The organism is Pedobacter insulae (assembly GCF_900113525.1).
In the GTDB taxonomy this organism is placed as follows: domain Bacteria; phylum Bacteroidota; class Bacteroidia; order Sphingobacteriales; family Sphingobacteriaceae; genus Pedobacter; species Pedobacter insulae.
Genome location: NZ_FOPP01000001.1, coordinates 546,560 through 570,094, shown reverse-complemented (window position 1 = coordinate 570,094; position 23,535 = coordinate 546,560). Strand labels below are relative to the sequence as shown.

The following is a 23,535-nucleotide window of genomic DNA, read 5'->3' as shown; positions in this document are numbered from 1 at the left end:
TAATAATGAGATGAAGAAAATAATACTATACTTAATTAGCTGCGTAATTTTCTCGTTTGCTAAAGCTCAAGAATTGACAAAGTTTAAAAAAGCAGATTTTATAAAGGGCATTGACACCCTTAAATATCGCATCCTGTATCCCGAAAATTTTCATTCTAACATGAAATACCCAGTAGTTTTTTTTCTACATGGAGCAGGTGAGCGGGGAAATGATAATCAAAAACAGTTAACTCATGGTGCAAAAATGTTTCTTACTGATGAATTCCAAAGCAAATTTCCTGCAATCATTGTCTTCCCTCAATGTCCACAAAACAGCTATTGGTCTAACGTTGAGATAGAGACTATCAATGGTAAAAGATTTTTCAACTTTCTATCTGGTGGGGTTCCCACTAAATCGATGGATCTTTTATTGGATTTAACAGATCAAATAGTTAAGCAGCCATTTGCAGATAAGGCTAAAATCTATATAGGTGGATTATCTATGGGCGGTATGGGGACTTTTGAAATCTTGAGAAGGAAACCAAAAACATTTGCAGCTGCCTTCGCAATATGCGGTGGCGACAATGTAGCTAATGTTAAAAAATATAAAAATGTCCCTTTATGGATTTTCCATGGAGGCTTAGATGATGTGGTAAATCCGCAACTTTCTTACAATGTTTATCATGCCTTAAAAGCAATCAATCATACTCCAAAATTTACTGTCTATCCAAAGGCAAATCACAATAGCTGGGATTCTGCATTCGCCGAGCCTGAACTGATTCCTTGGCTTTTTAGCCAATCAAAATAGTTACACCTCGCAGGTTAATAATTTGACCTGCGAGAATGCTTGAAGAATTACTCGGCCATATTATGATAAACTGCCTGTACATCGTCATCTTCTTCCAGTTTATCAATTAATTTTAATACATCAACAGCCTGCTCCTCTGTTACCTGATGATGAGATAATGCGATACGCTCTAATTTCGAGCTCTTTAATTCAATGCCTTTTTCTTCTAAAGCCTTTTGTAATGAGCCAAAATTCTCAAATGGGCCTTGGGCAACGGCAATGTCATTGCCCTCTTCATCAGCCTCCACATACAATTCTTCCAAACCAGCATCTATCAGTTCAAATTCCAATTCTTCCAGGTCTAAATCCTCAGCAGGTACAAACCTAAAAATAGATTTCCGGTTAAAAACAAAATCCAACGACCCGGTTTTACCTAGTGTACCATTTGTTTTGTTGAAATAACTTCTAATATTTGCAACCGTACGATTCGTATTATCAGTAGCTGTTTCAATTAAAACTGCAACCCCGTGTGCGGCATAACCCTCGTACACCAGTTCTTCATAGTTAGCCAGTGATTTATCAGAAGCACGCTTTATAGCTGCTTCTACTCTATCCTTTGGCATATTTACTGCCTTAGCATTTTGCATGGCAGTTCGTAAACGTGAGTTGGTTTCTGGATTTGCTCCGGAATCTTTAACAGCCATTACAATATCTTTACCAATACGGGTAAATTGTACAGCCATTTTGGCCCAACGTTTAAATTTTCTTTCTTTTCTAAATTCGAATGCTCTTCCCATTTTCTAGTATCAAATATTTAGTATCAAGTATCAAGACTTTGAAGCTCCACGCTCTACGTCCCTACTATTTTTTTAAGTTTGCCAACATATCCTCAGTCATTTTCGCTAAGTCAAACGTAGGCTCCCAAAGCCAATCCTTTTTAGCATAACTATCGTCGATAGAGCTTGGCCAACTATTGGCAATCTCTTGTCTTGGATCGTTCTCCGTATAGCTTAGTTTAAAATCAGGAATATGTTTTCTTATTTCACTCGCTAAAACTTCGGGAGTAAAGCTTACTCCTGCAAAATTATAACTTGAGCGAATAGAAATCTGACTCGCCGGCGCATCCATCAATTCAATTGTACCACGGATAGCGTCTTCCATGTACATCATCGGCAACTCTGTAGTTGCCGATAAAAAGGATGCATAACTGCCTTTTTTTAAGGCTTCATGAAAAATGTGAATTGCATAATCAGTGGTACCTCCACCCGGAGCCGCTTTCCAGCTAATTAAACCTGGATAACGTATGCTCCTTACATCCAAATTATACTTTTGAAAATAATATTCGCACCATCGTTCACCAGCTAATTTACTAATTCCATAAACAGTATTTGGATCCATCGTACAATACTGTGGTGTATTGTTTTTTGGAGAATTCGGACCAAATACAGCAATAGAACTTGGCCAATAAACTTTCGCAGTTTTATAAATTAGGGCTAAATCCAATACATTTAACAGCCCATTCATATTCAAATCCCAGGCTAATTTCGGATTTTGCTCGCCTGTGGCTGATAGTAATGCCGCCAATAAATAAACTTGAGTAGGCTTATATTTATTGAAAATATCTTTCAAAATATCTTTATCAAGTACATTTACGAATTCAAAAGGCCCAGCATTTTTAGTTTCGTAATCCGGCCTACGGATGTCGCAAGCTACTACGTTATCATTACCATAGCCATTACGCAAAGCGTTAACTAGTTCCGTACCAATTTGACCGTTCGATCCTAATACTAATATTTTTTCGTTCATACTTTTCAGAAATTTGAGCAAAGTTAAAAAAATGAACCAAACCTAATACGCGCAACGTCTTAAATTTTTACTAAATCGTTTTATTAATGTAAACACATTTTTACATTCGGCAATTTACTGTGTAACCGCAGCTAAGTGTAGTTTATACACCCATTTCCTCTTAAATCGGATTTAATTTCAATTGTATTTCGTAATCTTAAGATATTTTACCTAATTTAATTGCTCAAAACACAAAACAAAACCTAACCTAACATTATGGACAGAAGAGATGCCGTAAAAAGTGTGGCCTTTTTGATTGGAGGAGCATTATCCGCCACTACTATTGCTACACTATTTGACAGCTGTACGCAGCCTGGTAAAAACAGCGAAAATCTATTTACTGAAGACCAAGAGAAATTAGTTACTGAGATCGCTGACATTATTCTTCCCACAACCGCAAAATCGCCAGGTGCGAAAGCTGCCGCGGTGGGGCCATTCATTACAATGATGATTAAAGACTGCTATCCGGAAGAAGCCCAAAAAGCATTTGTGAAAGGATTAGAAGCCCTGGAAGAAAGCGCTAAGAAAGATTATAGCAAATCATTTCTAGAAATTGGCGTTAAAGAACGTGAAATATTATTGCGTAAAGTAAGAGAAGCGACGATTTCAAGCCAGAAAAAAGAATCTGAAGAAATAGCAGAAGCTCAAAAATTGGAAGAAACTAAGGCGCAACAACAATCTGCAAAAGAAAACATGGATAATCCAATGGCCATGAAAGAAAAGCCAGCTAAAAAACCTCAATTTTTCGCTATCGCAAGAGATCTGACCATCCTCGGCTTTTTCACTTCAGAAATTGGTGCTACAAAAGCCTACGAGTATATTGCTATCCCAGGTAAATACGATGGTGATTACAAAATGAAACCAGGTCAACGTCTTTTTGTCTAGACAACACATAAAACACAACAATAATTATGAACTTAAATACTAAAGCCACGGCTCAAAATACTTATGACGCAATTGTTGTAGGTTCCGGTATAAGTGGAGGTTGGGCCGCGATGGATCTTACAAAAAAAGGATTAAAAGTGTTAATGCTCGAGAGAGGTCGTAACATCGAACATATAAAAGACTATACCACAGCCATGAAAAAACCCTGGGAGTTTGAACATCGAGGCAAACTTACTGAGGAGCAAAAGAGAACACATCCAGTTCAAAAACGAGATTATCCATATACAGAATTTAATGAGAGTTTTTGGGTAAATGACCTAGATTGCCCATATACCGAAGTGAAACGGTTTGATTGGTACCGAGGTTTTCACGTGGGTGGAAAATCACTCATGTGGGGTCGACAAAGCTACCGTTTAAGTGATTTAAACTTTTCTGAAAATGCAAAAGATGGACATGGTATAGATTGGCCAATTCGTTACAAAGACATTGCACCATGGTATGATTATGCAGAGAAATTTGCAGGCATTAGCGGTCAGGTTGAAAACTATCCTCATTTTCCCGATGGACAGTTTCTACCTCCTATGGATTTGAATGTTGTCGAGAAATCTGTTAAAAAAAGAATAGAAGATCACTTTAAACGCGCGAGGATAATGACCATAGGTCGGGTGGCTAACTTAACTGTCGAGCATGGTGGTCGCGGCAATTGCCAATACCGAAACTTATGTAGCCGCGGTTGCCCATTCGGAGCCTATTTTAGTACACAATCTGCTACATTACCTGCCGCAGTTGCAACTGGCAATTTAACGCTAAGACCTTTTTCTTATGTTACCGAGGTACTGCATGATAAAGAAAGCCAAAAGGCTACTGGCGTTCGCATCATCGACACAGAAACCAATGAGACAATGGAATTCTTTGCTAAAATTATTTTCGTAAACGGGTCAACTTTGGCAACCACTCAAATTTTATTAAGCTCGACCTCCGAGGCGCATCCAAATGGCTTAGGCAATGCAAGTGGTGAACTCGGCCGTAATTTAATGGACCACCATTTTCGTTGTGGCGCATCCGGCGAAGCTGAAGGATTTGAAGATAAGTATATTTTCGGAAAGCGTGCTAATGGTATTTACATTCCGCGCTACCGTAATATTGGTAACGATAAAAGAGATTATTTACGTGGTTTCGGTTTTCAGGGTGGTGCCAATCGTTCAAATTCTCATACCGGTATCGCTGAAATGGATTTTGGGGGAGATTTCAAAGATTTAATCAGCACGCCAGGAAAATGGAATATGAACCTAGGTGGTTTTGGAGAAACGTTGCCAAATCGCGAAAACAAAGTAACACTGGATAGAAGCAAAAAAGATAAATGGGGGCAACCTGTAATCGCAATTGATTGCCAATTTGGAGATAACGAGTTTAAAATGCGTAAAGATATGATGGATGATGCTGCTGAAATGTTGGAGATTGCGGGCATGAAAAACATCAAAACTTTTGACAATGGCTCTGCTCCGGGTATGGCCATCCATGAGATGGGAACTGCTCGTATGGGTAACGACCCGAAAACTTCGGTGTTAAACAAATGGAACCAAATGCATGAAGTGAAAAATGTCTTTGTAACAGACGGTTCTTGTATGCCTTCAATAGCCTGTCAAAATCCATCTTTAACTTTTATGGCATTAACGGCTAGAGCAGCAGATTACGCAGTGAGCGAATTAAAAAAAGGAAATATATAAAACAGTCCAAAGCAAAAGACTAAAGCACATGGCATACCGCTTTAGTCTTTTAGCTTTTAGCTAAAAATATGAAAGAAAAAATTAGAATGGGTATGATTGGCGGGGGAAAACAGGCTTTTATTGGGGCTGTTCACCGTATCGCAGCGAACATCGATGGCTTAATAGAACTATGCTGCGGTGCCCTCAGTTCCAATCCTGAAAATGCCAAAGCCTCTGGAAAGGATCTATTTTTACCAGATGATAGAATATATACAAGTTTCGAAGAAATGATTATCTCGGAAAGCAAATTACCTGCTTCTGAAAGAATGCATTTTGTAAGTATCGTTACGCCAAATCATCTTCATTTCGAGCCAGCAATGTTAGCTTTAACGCATGGTTTCCATGTGTTAATTGATAAACCAATAACTTTTAGTTTAGAAGAAGCAAAAGCATTGAAAGCTAAAGCCGAGGAAACAGGATTGTTAATTTGCTTAACCCACACTTATTCGGGTTATCCCATGGTTAAACAAGCCAAGCAAATGATAAGTGAAGGAGCATTGGGCAAAATCAGAAAAGTTTGTGTAGAATACCCCCAAGGCTGGCTAAGCTTACCAGCACCAATGGAGAACAAACAAGCTGCCTGGAGAGCTGATCCAGCTAAAAGTGGAATTAGTGGTTGCATGGCAGATGTGGGAACACATGCGGCACATTTGGCAGAATATATCTCAGGACTTCAAATCACACAGATTTGTGCTGATCTAAACATTGTTGTAGAAGATCGGTTGCTGGATGATGATGGTAATGTGTTATTAAGATTCAACAATGGTGCAAATGGTATTTTAATGGCCTCGCAAATCGCTGCCGGGGAAGAAAACGCTATCAAAATCCGGGTTTATGGAGAGAAAGGGGGAATTGAATGGCATCAGATGGAACCTAATACTTTAACTGTAAGATGGTTAGATCAACCTACTCAAGTTTACAGAACAGGTAATAGCTACCTATCTGATATTGCGAAATTTAACACAAGAACGCCTTCAGGTCACCCAGAAGGGTATTTAGAGGCTTTCGCTAATATTTATAAAAATTTTGCGTTAACCATAGAGGCAAAACAAGAAGGGATAGAGCCTACACCAGAAATCCTGGATTTTCCGAATGCCATGGATGGTGTTAGAGGAATGGCCTTTATAGAAAATGTCGTGGCCTCCAGTAAATCCGATCAAAAATGGTTCGATTTTAAAGTTTAGAAACAATGACAACAATACAAGGACCCGCTATATTTCTAGCCCAGTTTATTGGAGAAGAAGCCCCATTTAATTCATTAGATAATATTTGTAGGTGGGCCGCAGATTTAGGTTATAAAGGCATACAAATACCTACACTCGATTCGAGATTTATCGACCTGAAATTAGCAGCTGAAAGCAAAACCTATGCTGATGAGCTAAGCGGTAAAGTCGCCTCTTATGGCTTGGCGATTACTGAACTTTCTACGCACTTACAAGGTCAATTAGTTGCAGTAAATCCTGCTTATGATAAACTATTTGATGCGTTTGCTGCTGAAGAAGTTAAAAATAACCCCAAAGCAAGAACAGCTTGGGCAGTTCAACAACTTAAATATGCAGCAAAGGCGTCGCAGAATCTTGGTTTAAATGCACACGCAACATTTAGTGGTTCATTGCTTTGGCATACTTTTCATCCATGGCCGCAGCGACCTGAGGGCTTGGTAGACGAAGGATTTACTGAGTTGGCTAAACGCTGGCTACCAATTTTGAACGAATTCGATAATTGCGGAGTTGATGTTTGTTACGAAATACACCCCGGCGAAGATCTTTTTGACGGAGAAACTTATGAGATGTTCCTGGAAAAAGTAGACAACCATGAAAGAGCTTGTTTGCTTTATGATCCTTCGCACTTTGTTTTGCAGCAACTAGATTATATTCAATACATTGATTTTTACCACGAACGAATTAAAGCATTTCATGTGAAAGATGCTGAATTTAATTCAACCGGTAAACAAGGCACATTTGGAGGCTATCAAAGCTGGGCAAATCGTGCCGGCCGATATCGTTCTCCTGGTGATGGGCAAGTAGATTTCAAACGCATTTTTAGTAAGTTAACACAATACGATTTTAGAGGTTGGGCTGTTATGGAATGGGAATGTTGTATCAAGGATTCAGAAACTGGAGCAAAAGAGGGCGCCGAGTTCATTAAAAATCACATCATACCAGTAACCAAAAAAGCATTCGACGATTTTGCTTCAGCTGGTAGCGATAGCAATCTTAATAAAGAGATATTGGGACTATAAAGTAAATTAAACACTAATGAAAAAAACACTTCTAATTTTAAGCACAATTACGTTAATATTAGCTGCCTGTGGTGGCTCAAGTACTGATACAACAGAAAAAAGTACTTCTACCCCTGCCCCGGCATCAACCCAACCTACAAAAAGCGGTGGTGAATTGTTAATTGCCAAGTCTGATTGCATAGGCTGTCATCACAAAGAAAATAAGATCATAGGCCCTTCTTATCAGGCAATTGCTGATAAATACCCTTCAAATGAGGAAAATATAAATTTATTAGCAGGCAAAATAATAAGTGGTGGAAAAGGAGTTTGGGGCACAGTTCCAATGACACCCCATGCAAAAATCACTGAAAGCGATGCAAAAGAAATGGTAACCTATATTTTATCGTTAAAGAAATAACTAAAAAACTAAGACCAATGGATACGTTAAAAAAAGAAAAAAATTCTACAAGTAGGCGCGACTTCCTGAAAGCTAGCACCATTGCTACGGCAGCATTTATGATTGTTCCGCGACATGTTTTAGGTGGCCCGGGTTTCTTAGCTCCTAGCGATAGACTGATTGTTGCCGGAGTTGGGGTAGGTGGAAAAGGGAAAAGTGATATTGCTATGTTTGCCAAAAGCGGCAAAGCCGATATTGGTTTTCTTTGTGATGTTGACACTCGTAGAGCAGCCGATAGTGTAAGAGATTTCCCTAAAGCAAAGTTCTATAAAGATTGGAGAGAAATGTACGATAAAGAGCATAAAAATTTTGATGCTGTTTCTGTATCAACTCCAGATCACAACCATGCCGTTCAGGCTATGGCTGCCATGCAATTAGGAAAGCATGTATATGTACAAAAACCATTAGCACACGATATCTTTGAAGCGCGTGCATTAACCGCAGCGGCTAAAAAGTACAACGTCGTTACGCAAATGGGTAATCAAGGAGCGTCTAATAACGGCCCCCGCGAAATGAAAGAATGGTATGATGCGGGATTAATCGGTGATGTACATACGGTTTATGCCTGGACAGACAGGCCTGTATGGCCTCAGGGCATTCCATGGTCGGCCAATAAAGCAGAGATACCAGCTGAGCTAGACTGGGATTTATGGCTGGGAACTGCACCATTTAAAGACTATGTTAACAAATTAGTGCCATTTAACTGGCGCGGATGGTGGGATTACGGAACCGGGGCACTAGGCGATATGGGTTGTCACTTATTGGAAGCTCCTTTTAGTGTTCTTAATTTAAAATATGCTACAGAGGTTGAAGCAAGTGTAGGTTCAGTTTATGTTGATGAATTTAAACGCGGTTATTTCCCTGATAGCTGCCCTCCTTCAAGCCACGTAACTTTAAAATTCCCTAAGACAAATAAAACCAAAGGTGATGTAACTGTTCATTGGATGGATGGTGGTATACAACCAGAAAGACCAGAAGAATTAGGTGCAAACGAAGTTTTCGGCGATGGAGGAAATGGAACTTTGTTTATAGGTACAAAAGGTAAAATGATGGCCAGCACCTATAGTGCAAACCCACGTTTATTGCCATTATCTAAAAATGAAGACATTAAAGTTAAAGAAAAATTCGCTCGTGTTAAAGGTCAGGCCGACGGCCATTATGCACAATGGGTTGAAGCTTGCATTGCAGGGCCTGGAAAAAATGAGCTAAGTTCTCCTTTCGAAATAGCTGGCCCATTAACGGAGGCTTTACTAATGGCTAATTTGGCTATCCGTGGTGCCGATATACAACGTAAAGATGCAAATGGAAAAACTACTTATCCAGGAAGGTATAAAAAACTTTTATGGGATAATGATCAAATGAAAGTGACCAATCTTGATGAGGTTAACCAGTTTGTAAAAAGAGAATACCGTAAAGGATGGACTTTAGGTTCGTAATCAATTAAAATACAAAGAGATGAAAAAATACGTAATAGCTGCAATGTTTCTGTTTTCAGTAACGCATATTGCAAGTGCTCAAAAAGGATTTAAACCCTTGTTTGACGGTAAAACAACCAGCGGGTGGCATACTTACAATAAAACTACAGTAGGTAGTGCATGGGATGTCGAAGATGCCGCACTACACATGAGTCCGACAAAAAAAGGCAAAGATGGTGGAGGCGATTTAGTAACCGACAAAGAATATAGCAACTTTCACTTAAAGTTAGAATGGAAAGTCGCCCCAAAAGCCAACAGTGGGATTATTTTCTTTGTACATGAGGATGAAAAATACGGACAAACCTATCTTACCGGACCAGAGATGCAGGTGTTAGACAATGAAGGTCACGCAGACGGGAAAATCACTAAACACCGTTCTGGCGATTTGTATGACCTTGTTAAAAGTACTTCTGAGCCTGTAAAAGCAGTGGGAGAATGGAATAAAGCCGAAATTATTGCCAATAAAGGTAAGCTTACGCTTATTTTAAATGGCGTAAAGGTAGTAAATACAACTATGTGGGACGATAATTGGGCCGCTTTAATTGCTGGAAGTAAATTTGCTAAATGGACGGGCTTCGGAACTTATAAAACTGGCAAGATTGCTCTTCAGGATCATGGGGATGAAGTATGGTATAAAAATATAATGATTAAAGAACTATAGCCATATGAACTCAACTATTCGAATTAAGTTATCATTCATGATGTTCCTAGAATTTTTTATCTGGGGATCATGGTTCGTAACCCTAGGAACATTTTTAGCATCAAATTTAACCGCATCGGGGTCTCAGACAGCCTCAGTTTTTTCAACGCAATCTTGGGGAGCAATTATTGCCCCTTTTATTATCGGTCTTATCGCAGATCGCTATTTTAACGCTGAGAAGATTCTTGGATTTCTGCATATTGTTGGAGCAGTATTAATGTATCAAATGTATAATGCAACTGATATAGCTGTATTTTACCCTTATGTATTCGGATATATGGTCCTATATATGCCCACATTGGCCTTGGTAAATTCAGTTTCATTCAATCAGATGAAAGACCCAGAAAAAGAATTTTCAATTATTCGAATTTGGGGAACATTAGGATGGATTGGTGCTGGTTTATTGATTAGCTTCTATTTTCATTGGGACTCTAAAGAAGCTACTGCAGACGGCTTGTTAAAAAACACATTCCTGATGGCGGGGGTAGCTTCGCTAATTTTGGGCTTATTTAGCTTTGTGCTTCCCAAAACACCTCCAAAAGCTACTACAGGTGAAAAAGTAAGCATATCTGAACTCCTAGGTTTAGATGCATTAAAGCTTTTGAAGGATAGGAATTTCTTGATATTCTTTATCTCTTCTATTTTAATCTGTATTCCATTGGCATTTTACTACCAAAATGCGAATTTGTTCTTATCCACAATCGGAGTTGACAACCCCACGGGTAAAATGACGATCGGGCAGGTTTCTGAAGTATTGTTCTTATTGTTTCTACCGGTCTTCTTTAAAAAATTTGGCTTTAAACGTACCATTTTAGTTGGAATGCTTGCTTGGGCCATTCGTTATGCATTTTTTGCCTACGGTAACTCCGGAGAGTTAAGCTTCTTGCTTATTCTTGGTATCGCGCTACATGGAATTTGTTATGATTTCTTCTTTGTGTCGGGCCAAATTTATACCAATTCAAAAGCTGGAGAGAAATTTAAAAGTTCAGCACAAGGCCTTATAACTTTAGCTACTTATGGTGTAGGCATGCTTATTGGATTTGAAGTGGCTGGATTTATATCAGACAGCTATAAAGTTGCTGATGGAACCATGGACTGGAAAATGATATGGATTATCCCAGCTGGTATTGCTTTAGTTGTGTTTCTTTTATTCGCATTACTCTTTAACGATAAAACAAAGGCCGATGCTAAAAGTTAAAATTTATTTTACTTTATTTACATATAATGTATATCTTCAAATATGAATTCAAGAAGAGCATTTATTAAGCAAACCAGTTTATTAGCTGCAAGTGCAGTAATAATCCCATCTTTTGCTAACTGCATGTATAGTCAAAAACGTGCGGTTGGCTTACAACTTTATAGTTTGCGCGATATTATTGGTAAGGATATCACCGGAATAATAGAAAAGGTTGCTGGCATTGGCTATAAAGAGGTAGAAACCTATGGGTATAACCGCAAAGACGGCTTTTGGGGCTTAGATGCTAAAGCATTTGCTAATCTTCTAAAACAAAACGGTTTAAAATCACCAAGTGGTCATTTTGATATGGATGGTTTTATAAGTGGTAAAGGAAGTGATAGCTTAAAATCATACATTGAAGCAGCGAATATCATCGACTGTAAATACATTACCGTACCTTATTTGGGCGGACAGCGAAAAACGGCTGATGACTATAAGAGGATTGCAAATAAATTAAACGAGGCCGGAACCTTGTGCAAAGCAAGTGGACTAAAATTGGCTTACCATAACCATGATTTCGAGTTTGCCAAGTTTGGTGATACCACAGGTTTAGGTATTATGCTTGACGAAAGTGATAAAAATTTAGTTGATTTTGAACTGGATATTTATTGGGCTGTTAGATCTGGGGTAGATCCTTTAACTCTTTTTAAAGCTCATCCTAAACGTTTCACAATGTGGCACGTTAAGGATATGGACAAAAGCAACAAGAATTTGAATACTGAAATCGGTCAAGGCGCAATAGATTTCAAATCGATATTTGCTGAAGCGAAGTCATCAGGTTTAAAACATCTGTTTGTTGAGCACGAAACTAATTATAAACCAGATCAAATGGGATCGGTGAAAACTAGTTTCGACTACGTAAATACCCTATAAAGGGGTAATCAGTTAACTGATTACCCCTTTATCCTCATTAATCAGCGTTTTAATGTCCGACTTTCTTTTTTTTGGAACACTGTGAGCAAAATGCGGCACTTCTGGCGCTTCAACATTTTCTTGGGGATGGTTTCCAAACATCTTATCTCTGTACGTCCTATAACTATCCCGCATTTCACTTCCCAAATCCCTGGCTTTCCCTGCGATACTATTGCGCATGTTTGATCCCTTACTAGGCGCAAATAAGATGCTGATAACAGCACCTACTGCCACACCTGCAACTAAAGCTACTGCCACTTGAGTATTATTGGAGCTCGTTCTGCTTGAAAGAAGTTTTCCAATTAATTTGTTATATTTCATATGTTTGTTCATAACGTTTCTTTATTAAAACAACAAACATTTTCCTAGATTGTTTAAGAAAATGAAATAATGATATGATAGATTAATTTAGTTTTAAAGCTAATACACAAAACTTTTCAAAATTGTAGGCTCTTCCGTTCAAAGCAAAAATTTCAAATTTAACTAGGTAAATGCCAATTTTACTAGTAGCTCCTCCATCATTTGATCCATCCCAAATAAAACTACCAGCTTTAGCAATATTGCTGTTTCGAGCCAACTTCTTAATCATTACCCCTTTGTCATTATAAATAGTTACATTAGCTAAAAAGTCATGGTCTATAAGCTCAAAATTGATTTGTAGTGCATCATCAAATCCATCTCCATCTGGAGAAAAAACCTTGCTGCTAAACCAAATTTTATTCGAAATACCTGAGCTTTCTTCTTGGGAATTTCTATAACTCGGAGTTGCGAACCCACTCGCTTGAGATGCCGATTTAAAATTGCCCTTTTCATTAGCGCTCTTATGAAAAGAAACCCGCTCTAACGAAACACCTTTTGCAATTTGAAGCATCGAGAAATGCATATCTTCCCGATAATCGAAACGATCAATCACTCCTAGGGCTCCTAATAAAATAACGGTACCCTCTTCATTAGTATAGGTAGGCATGGCATTCATTTTAGTAATATTTACCGGGTTTTTCAGTTCATAATGCTGGCTGATTACCTCTGGATCCGTGGTTAAAACCCAGTAGGCTTTAGGGGGGATAAGAACTGGCGTAGTACTGATAGTTTTAATATTAGAAGGATTTCCATTCCCGTCAATCGTTCCCAGCTTCACAGTCGCCAAATCCTTTACTTCTGCAGCATTATTATAAACCTCAATAAAATCTACTCCGCCTGCTTTGGGGTTTACTAAAATTTCACTAATCATTAGCTCATTGGCCAAAACTTCTTTTGCTAAAAATATTTTCAGTGTGTTTGAAGTTTGGTCTATCAAATTCCCGGCACAATCTGTGATTTGATCAACAGAAAGTGTGTGTTCTCTACCTTTATCTATCGGAATAGCCCACTTAAGTATGACAGTAGAAAAGTCGGGCCATTGTGGCTTAGCACTTTCGGGCACGCCAGTGCCATTGTTCAAGCTATAATTAGTCACTAAAGACCCCCTTAGGCTATCTATACTTTTATTAAAATCAAGGCTAATTGTCGTTCCGTTTATTACAGTTGCTTTGAGTATCTTTGGAATTGTGATACTTAACTGCTTACGGTAAACTGAATTTTCTGTTCCAGGAGTACCTCCTAAAGCAGCTATACTCGCCTGCCAGTTTTGGGTACCCACACAGTTATTACGTGGATCTATCAACTCCAAGCTATATCCTCCTTTGCTCTTTATTACATCCTTATACAGATTCTCATTATAAAAAACCTCGTCTATTAATATATTTTGAGCATTTAATAGACTAAGTTTATCCTTGTCATTGTTGAGCGAGGGCCATGTCGAAAGACCTATTACTCTTCCATATACTTTGAAAAGGTTTGTATCTGCCGCTGAGCATAAAATAATACGCTCATTGGGCTTTAAAGTATCCGCTAAAAAGGTGGCTGTTGTAGTTAGATCTCTATATTTCCAGCCAGCTAATTTAATATAGTGGGGCGTCGTGTTCCAAATCTCCACAAACTCTGCCGGTGGCAACCCAACTACAGGGGAAGGATCCGCAAAGATTTCATTGATAATAACATCGCCTTTTAAAGCAACGTACGGCTTGACAAAAAAAGTACTTATTTCATTGTTTTCTATGAGCTCATTTCCTTTTAGATCTTTAAGATTATGCACCACTAGGGAGTATTGGCCAGTTTCAAATGCATTAGTGAAATGTAGTCTAACTATATTTGATTCATTTGTCGCTGAAACGGAAAGGGGGTTTGTCCCTTGTTCTTTGAGCCTATAATTTTGGGCAACCAGCGATGAGCTCACTGCTAACTTTTCTGAAAATGTTACTTCAAGTTCATAATCATCTACCACCTTAATACCTAGTAGCCGTGGGGGAGTTAAGTCAGCTACCAGCTCCTCGATCTTAAAATCATCAAATATAAAACCATCAGATCTCGTAGCGGTATACCTTGCATAAACTCCGAAATAATTTGTATTTGTAAACGTGTTATCAATTACGCTACCCTCTAAGTTGTAAATAGCGCTATTAGGGGCTGCACTAAACAGTTCCCATTTACCAAAATCATCTCGGGTTATCCGCAATTTTGTGGATAAATAATTAATATCTGCCCTGTTTTTAGTCGGACAGTCGATGATTTTACTGATTAAATTACCTGTTTGCCTATACAGATCGTAGCTGTCTGCACTTCCGCTTTCACCAATTTGGATAAAATATCCGTTTAAACTGCTGCTTAAGTCCTCTTTATCAGCAATTAAATATATTCTTGTCAGATTTGTTGTAGAAGGATCAAAATTAAGCTGAACTGAAAATTCCCACTTTGCATTGAGGGCTAAATTATTAGCTGAAAAAATACTAACAGTCTGTGCAGTAACGGATAAAGATGACCGCAATTTCTTATCTGCCGTAATATAAAACTGGGAAACCTGTCCCTGCCAAGTTGGGTTTTCTGTTAAATTACCATCACTGAAGTCGTCATGAAGTTGGCCGAAAGTAAGTTTACTGCACAATAGCAGTAAAAAAAGTAAAGTTTTTCTCATATTTGCTGGGTATTAGGAATTAACTTAATATACTAAAAATCAAAAAACGAATGAAAGTTGCAGTAGTAGGTGCCACTGGGTTGGTCGGTACCGTAATGTTAAAAGTATTGGAAGAAAGGAACTTCCCGTTGATCGAATTAATTCCCGTTGCGTCTGAAAAGAGCGTTGGTAAGTTAATTACGTTTAAGGGTAAGCAGTTTCCAATTGTTAGCATGGATACTGCAATAGGCATGCGCCCAGAAATCGCTTTGTTTTCCGCCGGAGGAAATACTTCATTAGAGCATGCCCCTCGTTTTAAAGAAGCAGGAACTACTGTTATTGATAATTCATCCGCCTGGAGAATGGATCCTAAAATCCCCTTAATTGTTCCAGAGGTAAATGCGGATACCTTGTCTATTGACGACAAGATTATTGCTAATCCGAACTGTTCCACTATTCAGATGGTAGTTGCTTTGAAACCTTTGCACGACAAATACCGCATCAAGCGGGTTGTTGTATCAACCTATCAATCGGTAACAGGTACAGGGGTAAAAGCAGTTGAGCAAATGATGAATGAGCGGAAAGGCGTATATGACGGAGAAATGGCTTATCCATATCAGATAGATCTGAACGTAATTCCTCAAATTGATGTGTTCACTGAAAACGGCTATACAAAAGAGGAAATGAAGATGATCAATGAAACCCGTAAAATTATGGGCGATGAAACCATCCGTTTAACTGCTACAACCGTTCGCATTCCAGTAATGGGTGGTCACTCCGAATCAGTAAACATCGAGTTCGAGAACGAATTTGATCTGGCGGAACTAACATCCCTATTAGAAAAAACAGCAGGAATTATTGTTGTAGACGATATTGCAAATTTAAAATATCCGATGCCTAAGGATGCGCATGAAAAAGATGAAGTATTCGTTGGTCGCATTCGTAGAGATGAATCGATGCCAAATACATTAAATATGTGGATTGTGGCAGATAATTTACGCAAAGGAGCAGCTACAAATGCTGTACAGATTGCTGAATATATAGTAAGAAAAGAACTAGTTTAGTAGTTCTTAACCTAAAACTTAATTATCTTGAAGTGATGTGTAAAGCATCACTTTTTTTATGCCTTTGATTCTTTTAAGTATTACGCTAATTTTACAGCAGATAGAACCCTTGTGAATGAACCGATTTAAAGCCTCCCTCCTACTTATATTTTTGTTTTCCCAAACCTGTTTTGCTCAATTTCCAATAGTAAAACTAGCACAAGCTTATCAAGACTTAGTGACTGATAATCAGACCAAGTATGCAATAACTTCGATATGCATTTTAGATGCCAATACAGGAAAGATTATCTTTGCAAAAAATGAGGATAAAGGCTTGGCAACAGCATCCACGCTTAAAACTATTACTTCGGCAACAGCATTTAGTATTTTAGGGAAAGATTTTCAGTATCAGACTACCTTGGCCTATAGTGGGAAAATTACGCTTGATGGCACGTTGCAGGGAGACCTTATTATTATTGGCACCGGAGATCCGACCTTAGGTTCATGGCGATATGAGCAAAGCAAAGAAAACGTGGTATTAACCCAATGGGTAAATGCAGTTAAAGCAGCTGGCATCCAAAAAATTGAAGGTAAAATAATTGGTGATGACAGCTTGTTCGGCTCTCAAAGTATGCCAGAAGGATGGATTTGGCAAGATATGGGCAACTACTATGGCGCAGGAACCTCATCGTTAACTTGGCGTGAAAACCAATTCGACATCCACCTTAAACCCGGAGCTACTGTTGGCTCAAGTGTTAACATCAGTAAGATTGTCCCAGCCATGCCTTACATACAGGTTATCAACGAACTTAAAACAGGACCTGCCGGTTCTGGAGATAACGCATATGGTTATTTACCCCCCTATAGTTCGCTAGCCTATTTGCGTGGCACCTGGGGTATGGGAATAGGTAAGAATGGCATTTCATTGGCAGTACCAGATCCCGCATTTGACGCGGCTTATAGATTGCAGGATACTTTAAAACGATTAAACATTCAAAGCAACCATGTAACTACTACAAGGAGGCTCAATCTGGATGGATCCACCCTTCCCGCAATAACCCAAAAATTGGCTACCATCACCTCTCCTTCTTTGAGCGAGATTATTTATTGGTTCAATAAAAAGAGTATTAATTTATACGGAGAGCAGTTATTGAAAACTATTGCTTGGAAATCGGGCAAAACTCCTTCAACACGAGGTGGCGCAGCCGCCGAAGTTAATTTCTGGGCTGCAAAAGGAATTGACAAGGATGCATTAAATATTTTAGATGGAAGCGGTCTTTCGCCTGGCACGAGGGTAACTACCTTAGCAATGGCTTCGATCTTATTTCAAGTTCAAAAAGAAGTGTGGTTCTCTGATTACTTAAATTCTTTTCCAGAAAATAATGGCATGAAGTTGAAGAGCGGTAGTATCAATGATGTTTCAGCATACGCCGGATATTATACAGCGGCCAACGGAAATAAGTATATTGCTGTAATTAATATCAACAACTATAGCGGCTCGGGTATTAGTAAAAAGTTGTTTAAGGTATTAGATGCTTTGAAATAGTTAAAACAAATGCAGTTCGAACTCCGCCCTTTTCTACATAGCGATCTTAACAGCTTGGTAAAATATGCCAATAACTATAACGTTTCTAAAAACTTAAGCAACAAGTTTAATTTCCCATACACACAGAGTGATGGCATTGCTTTCATCAACTTAGCATTAGCGGCTTCACCTCTGGAAATTTTCGCTATAGTAGTAAATAATGAAGTTGCTGGTTCAATTGGTGTACACCCACAGCAAGATCTATATTGCAAAAATGCAGAGATGGGATACTGGCTTGCTGAACCCTATTGGGGCAATGGTATTGTTCCACAAGCCATTAAAGAAATGGTTAATTATGGTTTTAAAACTTTCGATATAACCCGAATTTTCGCCAGAACTTTTGATACCAATTTCAAATCGCAAAGAGCATTGGAAAAAGCAGGGTTTAAGTTAGAAGCTGAATTGAAAGGCACCTATTATAAAAATGGCACGGTATACGACGAAATGGTTTATGCCGTTAGAAAAACAAATCATCTTTAGTTTCTCTTAAATTTTTAATAAATTGCCATTTATTTAGCACTTCAATCCTTTTTCATGAAACAATTCTTAGCTATTATATTTTGCTTTTTAACTCTGCATGGCTTAGCGCAAACCATCGAAGGCACCACAGAGAATACCAGTACTGTTGGTGCTATCGAAACATTAGCACCAATTGCCTCACAAGAAATAGCCATTATCCCCGAACCTGTTACACTCATTAAACAAACAGGCCACTTTATTTTACCCGAAAATATTGTAATTCAAGCGAACAAATCTCCTGAACTGAAACAAACTGTCGCATTTTTACAGGAGCGTATCGTTAAATCTACCGGACATTTTGTAAGCGTCGTACACATTCCATCCGCAACTGCTACTTTTAAATTAATACTGAACGATAAAAATGATCCAGTTTTAGGGAATGAAGGTTATCGTTTAACCGTTGGTTTAAAACACGTGACGATAAACGCTAATAAACCTGCTGGATTGTTTTATGGCGTACAAACAGTATTACAGCTTTTACCGAAGGAGATAGAAAGTAATGAAGAAGTTAAAGGGATAAAGTGGACCATGCCTTGTGTTCAAATTACCGATTACCCACGTTTGGGCTGGAGAGGTTTAATGTTTGATGTGGCCCGCCATTTTTTCACCAAGCAAGAGGTTAAACAGTACATAGATGCGATGGTGCGCTACAAATACAACATTTTACATCTGCATTTAACAGACGACGAGGGTTGGAGAATCGAGATCAAAGGCTTACCAAGGCTAACTGAAGTTGGCGCATGGAGAGTAAAAAGAGAAGGAACTTTTGGAGACTTCATTCCACCAACGGTGAACGAACCACGCAATTATGGTGGTTTCTATACACAAGAAGATATTAAAGAACTTGTTGCTTATGCAAAAGAACGTTTTGTTGATATTATGCCCGAGATTGATGTTCCCGGCCATAGCTTAGCGGCTATAGCGGCTTATCCCGAACTATCGGGCACTCCCGACGCAATAAATTACCGGGTACGAAGTGGCGAAAAAATAATGGATTGGAGTAGAGGCGCACCACCCTTAGCCTTAGTAGACAACACCTTAAATCCAGCAAGCGAAAAAGTTTACGTGTTTCTGGATACGGTACTTTCACAAGTTGCCAAACTCTTCCCTTTTGAATATATCCATGTTGGCGGCGATGAGGCACCGCATAATTTCTGGGAAAAGAGCGATCAGATCAAGGAATTAATGAAACGAGAGGGACTAAAAACCATTCCTGAAGTGCAAGGTTATTTTGAACGTAGGTTAGAGAAAATTGTTCAATCGAAAGGCAAAAAATTTATGGCTTGGGATGAAGTTTTAGAAGGCGGCGTTTCACCAAGCGCAGCGGTTATGAGCTGGCGTTCGATGAAATATGGCATTGAAGCAGCTAAAGCAGGTCACGAAGTAGTAATGAGCCCAACCCAATATGCATACATTGATTACATGCAAGCTGATGCTATCACCGAACCCAAAGTTTATGCAACACTTAGGTTAAGTACAGCATATGAGTTTGACCCAGTTCCACCAGGTGTTGATCCCAAATTTATTAAAGGTGGGCAAGCAAATCTGTGGACAGAGCAAGTATACAACATTCGCCAGGCCGAATACATGACCTGGCCAAGAGGCTTTGCCATAGCAGAATCAGTATGGTCGCCAAAAGAGAAAAAGAATTGGCCCAACTTCTTTGCACGCACCGAGCAACACTTTCAACGTTTAAATATTGCAGAAACCAAGTATGCACCTAGTGTGTATGACCCGATATTTACGGTAAAAAGAGGCGCCGATAGGCAGTTACAAATCACATTAAGTACAGAAGTAGAAGGACTTGATATGTATTATAGTTTTGACAATTCGTTTCCAGACCACTTTTATCCTAAATATACAACTCCCTTAATCCCGCCTATTGACGCTACAGTGCTAAAGGTAATTACCTATAGAGGTAAAAAACCAATTGGCCGAATGATGAATATGCCAATTGAGGAGCTAAACAAAAGAGCTGGAAAGAAATAAAAAAAGAATACTTATTTTAGTAATACTTAACTATTTAACCATTATTAAATGAAGTTTGCTAAGCCCTTTTTCGCGTTCTTGTTTTGTGCAACATCAACCTTATTTGCGGTGCACGCACAGGTAAAATTAACCCACCACCCAACGTCAAAAAAGGTTGACATAACCATTGGCGATAAACTATTTACCAGTTTTCAGTATCCCGATAATATTGAAAAGCCTTTCCTGTATCCTGTTTTTACCGTTAATCAAACCGATGTTACGAGAGGCTTTCCTTTAAACCCAAAACCTGGTGATCCAACCGACCACCCCCACCACATTGGCATCTGGCTAAACTATGAAAATGTAAATGGGCTCGACTTCTGGAACAACTCCTATGCTATTCCATTAGCTAAAAAAGACAAGTACGGCTGGATAAAAACCGATAAAATTATCGAACTCAAAAACGGCAAGAAAGGAAGCCTAACTTACCACGCCAATTGGATAAATAAAAACAGCGATATATTGCTTGAAGAGCATACGAAGCTCGAATTCAGCACATCCGGGAGAAGCCGGATCATAGATCGAACTACCACCCTAACAGCCGTTACCGAAGTTATATTTAGCGACGTAAAAGATGGGTTTTTAGGTATGCGACTTGCTCACGAGCTGCAAATCCCAACTAAGCAAGATCAGAAATTTACAGACGACAAAGGGAATGTAACTATAGTAAAAGGCGGAACCGATAAAGTTGCCAATGGCAATTATCTAAGTAGTGAAGGCAAAATAGGTGATGAAGTATGGAGCAGTCGGGCGCATTGGGTTAAGGCTTTTGGTAAAATGGGCAGCGATTCAGTGAGTGTTACGATCATAGATCATCCTAAAAATGTGAACTACCCAACCTATTGGCATGCACGTGGCTACGGTTTGTTTGCAGCCAATCCACTTGGTGAAAAAATATTCTCTAATGGAGCCCGTACTACTAATCTTAAACTAGCGAAAGGAGAAAAAGTTAACTTCAAATATCGCATCGTAATAGATGCGGGAAAGAATTCCACATCTACTGCGACTATAAAAAATCTAGTCACAGATTTTTATAGATAATAAATATGAAAAAGGCAACGCTCATTCTTTTCGCTTTTATAATTACTAAATTCATTTTACAATACTTGGTCATTCATCCCATTTATGATTTACAACGAGATGAATATTTGCATTTAGATCAGGCAAAACATTTAGCCTGGGGTTATCATTCTATCCCCCCTGTAACCTCATGGATTTCTTGGCTCATTTTAAAACTGGGCAATTCTTACTTTTGGGTTAAATTTTTTCCAGCCCTATTTGGCGCCCTTACCATACTGGTTGTTTGGAAAACAGTTGAAACCTTAAAAGGAAGCTTATATGCCTGCATTCTTACCGCAATAGCCCTAACATTTTCAAGCTTATTGCGCATAAATATGTTATACCAACCAAACTCTTTGGATATTTTAAGCTGGACGTTGGTATATTTTACCTTTATCAAGTTTATTCAAACCGAAAAGTATAAATGGCTGTACTTTACCGCAATTTGTTTTGCAATAGGCTTTTTGAACAAGTATAACATTGTATTTTGCCTATTGGGTCTTCTTCCTGCCGTTCTATTAACAACATATCGAAAGGTTTTTACTAATCCTAAATTTTATCTGGCGCTGCTTATCGGAATAATACTGATAAGCCCCAACTTGATCTGGCAGTTTCAAAACGATTTCCCCGTTTTTCAGCACATGAAAGAGCTTTCCGAAACGCAGCTAGTGCATGTAAACCGGATGGATTTTGTAGTAGATCAGGTCATGTTTTTCCTTAGTTCCTTATTGATTATCATTGCGGGTTTCATATCGCTTTTCGCTTACAAACCTTTTAAGCCTTATCGGTTTCTTTTTTGGGCACTTTCTTTCACTTTAGCAATATTTATCTATTTAAAAGCCAAGGGATATTATGCGCTTGGCTTATACCCTATCTTTTTCTCATTTGGAGCGGTCTATCTCAGTCACCTTTTACAACATGGCTGGAAACTTTACCTTCGTCTAATTCCAATTGCCATTATCTTATTACTCTTTATTCCGCTGCTAGATCGGGCATTGCCCTTAAAAACTCCTGAAGAATACTTTAAATCGGGTCGACAACATACTTGGGAAGATGGAAAAAAACATCCTATTAGCCAAGATTTTGCCGATATGCTAGGCTGGAAGGAATTAGCTGCAAAGGTAGATTCTCTGTACAATACCATTTCAGATAAAAAAACAGTACTAATACTATGCGATAATTATGGCCAAGCAGGGGCGATTAATTATTACACAAAATTTAAAGGGTTAATAGCTGATTCCTTTACGAATGATTATATCAATTGGGTTAAGCTGGATCATAAAATTGAAACAGTAATTAGAATTAAGGATGTTGGGAATACTGATTTTACCCGCGACTACGCTTTATTTAAAAATGTTATAAGAATCGGAGAAATCGATAACAAATTTGCCCGGGAAAGAGGTACTCAAATTATTCTATTAACCGAACCTAAACTGGATCTCGCCCAATTGCTTAGGAAAGAAAAAGCAGCAGGAAACCTACAATAACAGATTTACGAAGTCGGTTATTTCATTTTTTATTCGTAACTTCATTTAGCTTATAAAAAGGAGGTTTATTATGAACGTAGTCCAAAAAGTTGAGCACTGGGGCGATGCCCATCACACAAAATGGTTAGATGTTGTTCGCATCGTATTAGGCTTAGTAATTTTTAGTAAGGGTATTGCGCTAGTGAGCGATACCGGACATTTGCAAGATGTATTATTTCGGAATAGTATTTTCGCATTTTCATCGGTTATGGCCAGCGTGGCCTTTCACATTGTAGCTTTTGCACATCTGGTAGGGGGTATTTTAATTACCATTGGCTTGGTTACGCGCTTTGCAGTGGTTATTCAAATTCCAATTCTACTTTGCGCAGTCTTCTTTGTGAATGTTGCTAACGGCTTTTCCGCATTAAATTCAGAATTGTGGCTATCCATCATTGTACTTTGTCTTTTAGTATTATTCTGGGTAGTTGGTGCTGGTCCCTTATCGGTTGATCAACAGTTTAGAAAGAAGAAAAGGTAAGACCTGGGGCTTACAAAAGCAAAGATAAAACCTTATCTTTCCCT

21 protein-coding genes are annotated in these 23,535 nt (G+C 38.6%); 17 read left to right on the top strand and 4 right to left on the bottom strand.

The features are described 5' to 3' along the window. The first annotated feature begins 10 nt into the window (after nt 1-10). Nucleotides 11-787 (top strand): carboxylesterase family protein, encoded by a 777-nt coding sequence (locus tag BM207_RS02585; RefSeq protein ID WP_090991984.1) that lies wholly within the window; start codon nt 11-13, stop codon nt 785-787. Nucleotides 788-834: 47 nt separating this feature from the next. Here BM207_RS02585 and BM207_RS02580 read toward each other — a convergent pair whose 3' ends face one another. Both BM207_RS02580 and BM207_RS02575 read right to left on the bottom strand, forming a co-directional pair. Next, complete coding sequence (locus BM207_RS02580) at nt 835-1,563, bottom strand: YebC/PmpR family DNA-binding transcriptional regulator (RefSeq protein ID WP_090991983.1); 729 nt, start codon at nt 1,561-1,563, stop codon at nt 835-837. A gap of 64 nt (nt 1,564-1,627) precedes the next feature. Continuing rightward, nucleotides 1,628-2,572 (bottom strand): NAD-dependent epimerase/dehydratase family protein, encoded by a 945-nt coding sequence (locus tag BM207_RS02575; RefSeq protein WP_090991982.1) that lies wholly within the window; start codon nt 2,570-2,572, stop codon nt 1,628-1,630. Between the two features lie 255 nt (nt 2,573-2,827). On the opposite strand from BM207_RS02575, the gene BM207_RS02570 reads away from it, so the two are divergent. From BM207_RS02570 to BM207_RS02530, 9 genes are all read left to right on the top strand, one after another. Then, a complete protein-coding gene (locus tag BM207_RS02570) occupies nt 2,828-3,496 on the top strand; it encodes a gluconate 2-dehydrogenase subunit 3 family protein (protein ID WP_090991981.1) in 669 nt (222 codons plus the stop codon). A 26-nt stretch (nt 3,497-3,522) separates the two neighbouring features. Further along, the gene (locus BM207_RS02565) at nt 3,523-5,223 is read left to right on the top strand and encodes a GMC oxidoreductase (RefSeq protein WP_177217040.1); all 1,701 of its coding nucleotides are present in this window, start codon (nt 3,523-3,525) and stop codon (nt 5,221-5,223) included. 68 nt (nt 5,224-5,291) lie between these two features. Continuing rightward, complete coding sequence (locus BM207_RS02560; RefSeq protein WP_090991979.1) at nt 5,292-6,446, top strand: Gfo/Idh/MocA family protein; 1,155 nt, start codon at nt 5,292-5,294, stop codon at nt 6,444-6,446. A 5-nt stretch (nt 6,447-6,451) separates the two neighbouring features. Next, the gene (locus BM207_RS02555; RefSeq protein WP_090991978.1) at nt 6,452-7,504 is read left to right on the top strand and encodes a sugar phosphate isomerase/epimerase family protein; all 1,053 of its coding nucleotides are present in this window, start codon (nt 6,452-6,454) and stop codon (nt 7,502-7,504) included. Nucleotides 7,505-7,520: 16 nt separating this feature from the next. Further along, entirely contained in the window at nt 7,521-7,901 is a 381-nt protein-coding gene (locus BM207_RS02550; protein WP_090991977.1) for a c-type cytochrome, read from the top strand. Nucleotides 7,902-7,918: 17 nt separating this feature from the next. Next, nucleotides 7,919-9,376 (top strand): Gfo/Idh/MocA family protein, encoded by a 1,458-nt coding sequence (locus tag BM207_RS02545; RefSeq protein ID WP_090991976.1) that lies wholly within the window; start codon nt 7,919-7,921, stop codon nt 9,374-9,376. 19 nt (nt 9,377-9,395) lie between these two features. Then, nucleotides 9,396-10,076 carry a 3-keto-disaccharide hydrolase gene (locus BM207_RS02540; protein WP_090991975.1) on the top strand — a complete coding sequence of 227 codons (681 nt, stop codon included), beginning with the start codon at nt 9,396-9,398 and terminating at the stop codon, nt 10,074-10,076. Nucleotides 10,077-10,080: 4 nt separating this feature from the next. Beyond that, nucleotides 10,081-11,313: an MFS transporter gene (locus BM207_RS02535; protein ID WP_090991974.1), complete on the top strand. Its 1,233-nt coding sequence runs from the start codon at nt 10,081-10,083 to the stop codon at nt 11,311-11,313. 42 nt (nt 11,314-11,355) lie between these two features. Next, nucleotides 11,356-12,225 (top strand): sugar phosphate isomerase/epimerase family protein, encoded by an 870-nt coding sequence (locus BM207_RS02530; RefSeq protein ID WP_090991973.1) that lies wholly within the window; start codon nt 11,356-11,358, stop codon nt 12,223-12,225. A gap of 12 nt (nt 12,226-12,237) precedes the next feature. Here BM207_RS02530 and BM207_RS02525 read toward each other — a convergent pair whose 3' ends face one another. Further along, a complete protein-coding gene (locus tag BM207_RS02525) occupies nt 12,238-12,585 on the bottom strand; it encodes a YtxH domain-containing protein (RefSeq protein ID WP_177217039.1) in 348 nt (115 codons plus the stop codon). A gap of 82 nt (nt 12,586-12,667) precedes the next feature. Then, on the bottom strand, nt 12,668-15,274 hold the full coding sequence (locus BM207_RS02520; protein ID WP_090991971.1) for a lamin tail domain-containing protein: 2,607 nt from the start codon (nt 15,272-15,274) through the stop codon (nt 12,668-12,670). 50 nt (nt 15,275-15,324) lie between these two features. On the opposite strand from BM207_RS02520, the gene BM207_RS02515 reads away from it, so the two are divergent. The 7 genes from BM207_RS02515 (at nt 15,325) to BM207_RS02485 (ending at nt 23,491) form a co-directional block, all read left to right on the top strand. Beyond that, nucleotides 15,325-16,317 carry an aspartate-semialdehyde dehydrogenase gene (locus BM207_RS02515; protein WP_090991970.1) on the top strand — a complete coding sequence of 331 codons (993 nt, stop codon included), beginning with the start codon at nt 15,325-15,327 and terminating at the stop codon, nt 16,315-16,317. A 115-nt stretch (nt 16,318-16,432) separates the two neighbouring features. Next, nucleotides 16,433-17,842, top strand: a complete 1,410-nt coding sequence (gene dacB / locus BM207_RS02510) for a D-alanyl-D-alanine carboxypeptidase/D-alanyl-D-alanine endopeptidase (RefSeq protein ID WP_090991969.1) — start codon at nt 16,433-16,435, stop codon at nt 17,840-17,842. Nucleotides 17,843-17,851: 9 nt separating this feature from the next. Next, complete coding sequence (locus BM207_RS02505; protein ID WP_090991968.1) at nt 17,852-18,361, top strand: GNAT family N-acetyltransferase; 510 nt, start codon at nt 17,852-17,854, stop codon at nt 18,359-18,361. A gap of 54 nt (nt 18,362-18,415) precedes the next feature. Then, nucleotides 18,416-20,389 (top strand): beta-N-acetylhexosaminidase, encoded by a 1,974-nt coding sequence (locus tag BM207_RS02500; RefSeq protein ID WP_090991967.1) that lies wholly within the window; start codon nt 18,416-18,418, stop codon nt 20,387-20,389. A gap of 48 nt (nt 20,390-20,437) precedes the next feature. After that, on the top strand, nt 20,438-21,469 hold the full coding sequence (locus BM207_RS02495) for a DUF6807 domain-containing protein (protein ID WP_090991966.1): 1,032 nt from the start codon (nt 20,438-20,440) through the stop codon (nt 21,467-21,469). A 5-nt stretch (nt 21,470-21,474) separates the two neighbouring features. Further along, nucleotides 21,475-22,974: a glycosyltransferase family 39 protein gene (locus BM207_RS02490; protein WP_090991965.1), complete on the top strand. Its 1,500-nt coding sequence runs from the start codon at nt 21,475-21,477 to the stop codon at nt 22,972-22,974. A gap of 70 nt (nt 22,975-23,044) precedes the next feature. Continuing rightward, entirely contained in the window at nt 23,045-23,491 is a 447-nt protein-coding gene (locus BM207_RS02485; RefSeq protein WP_090991964.1) for a DoxX family protein, read from the top strand. Nucleotides 23,492-23,535: the final 44 nt, after the last annotated feature.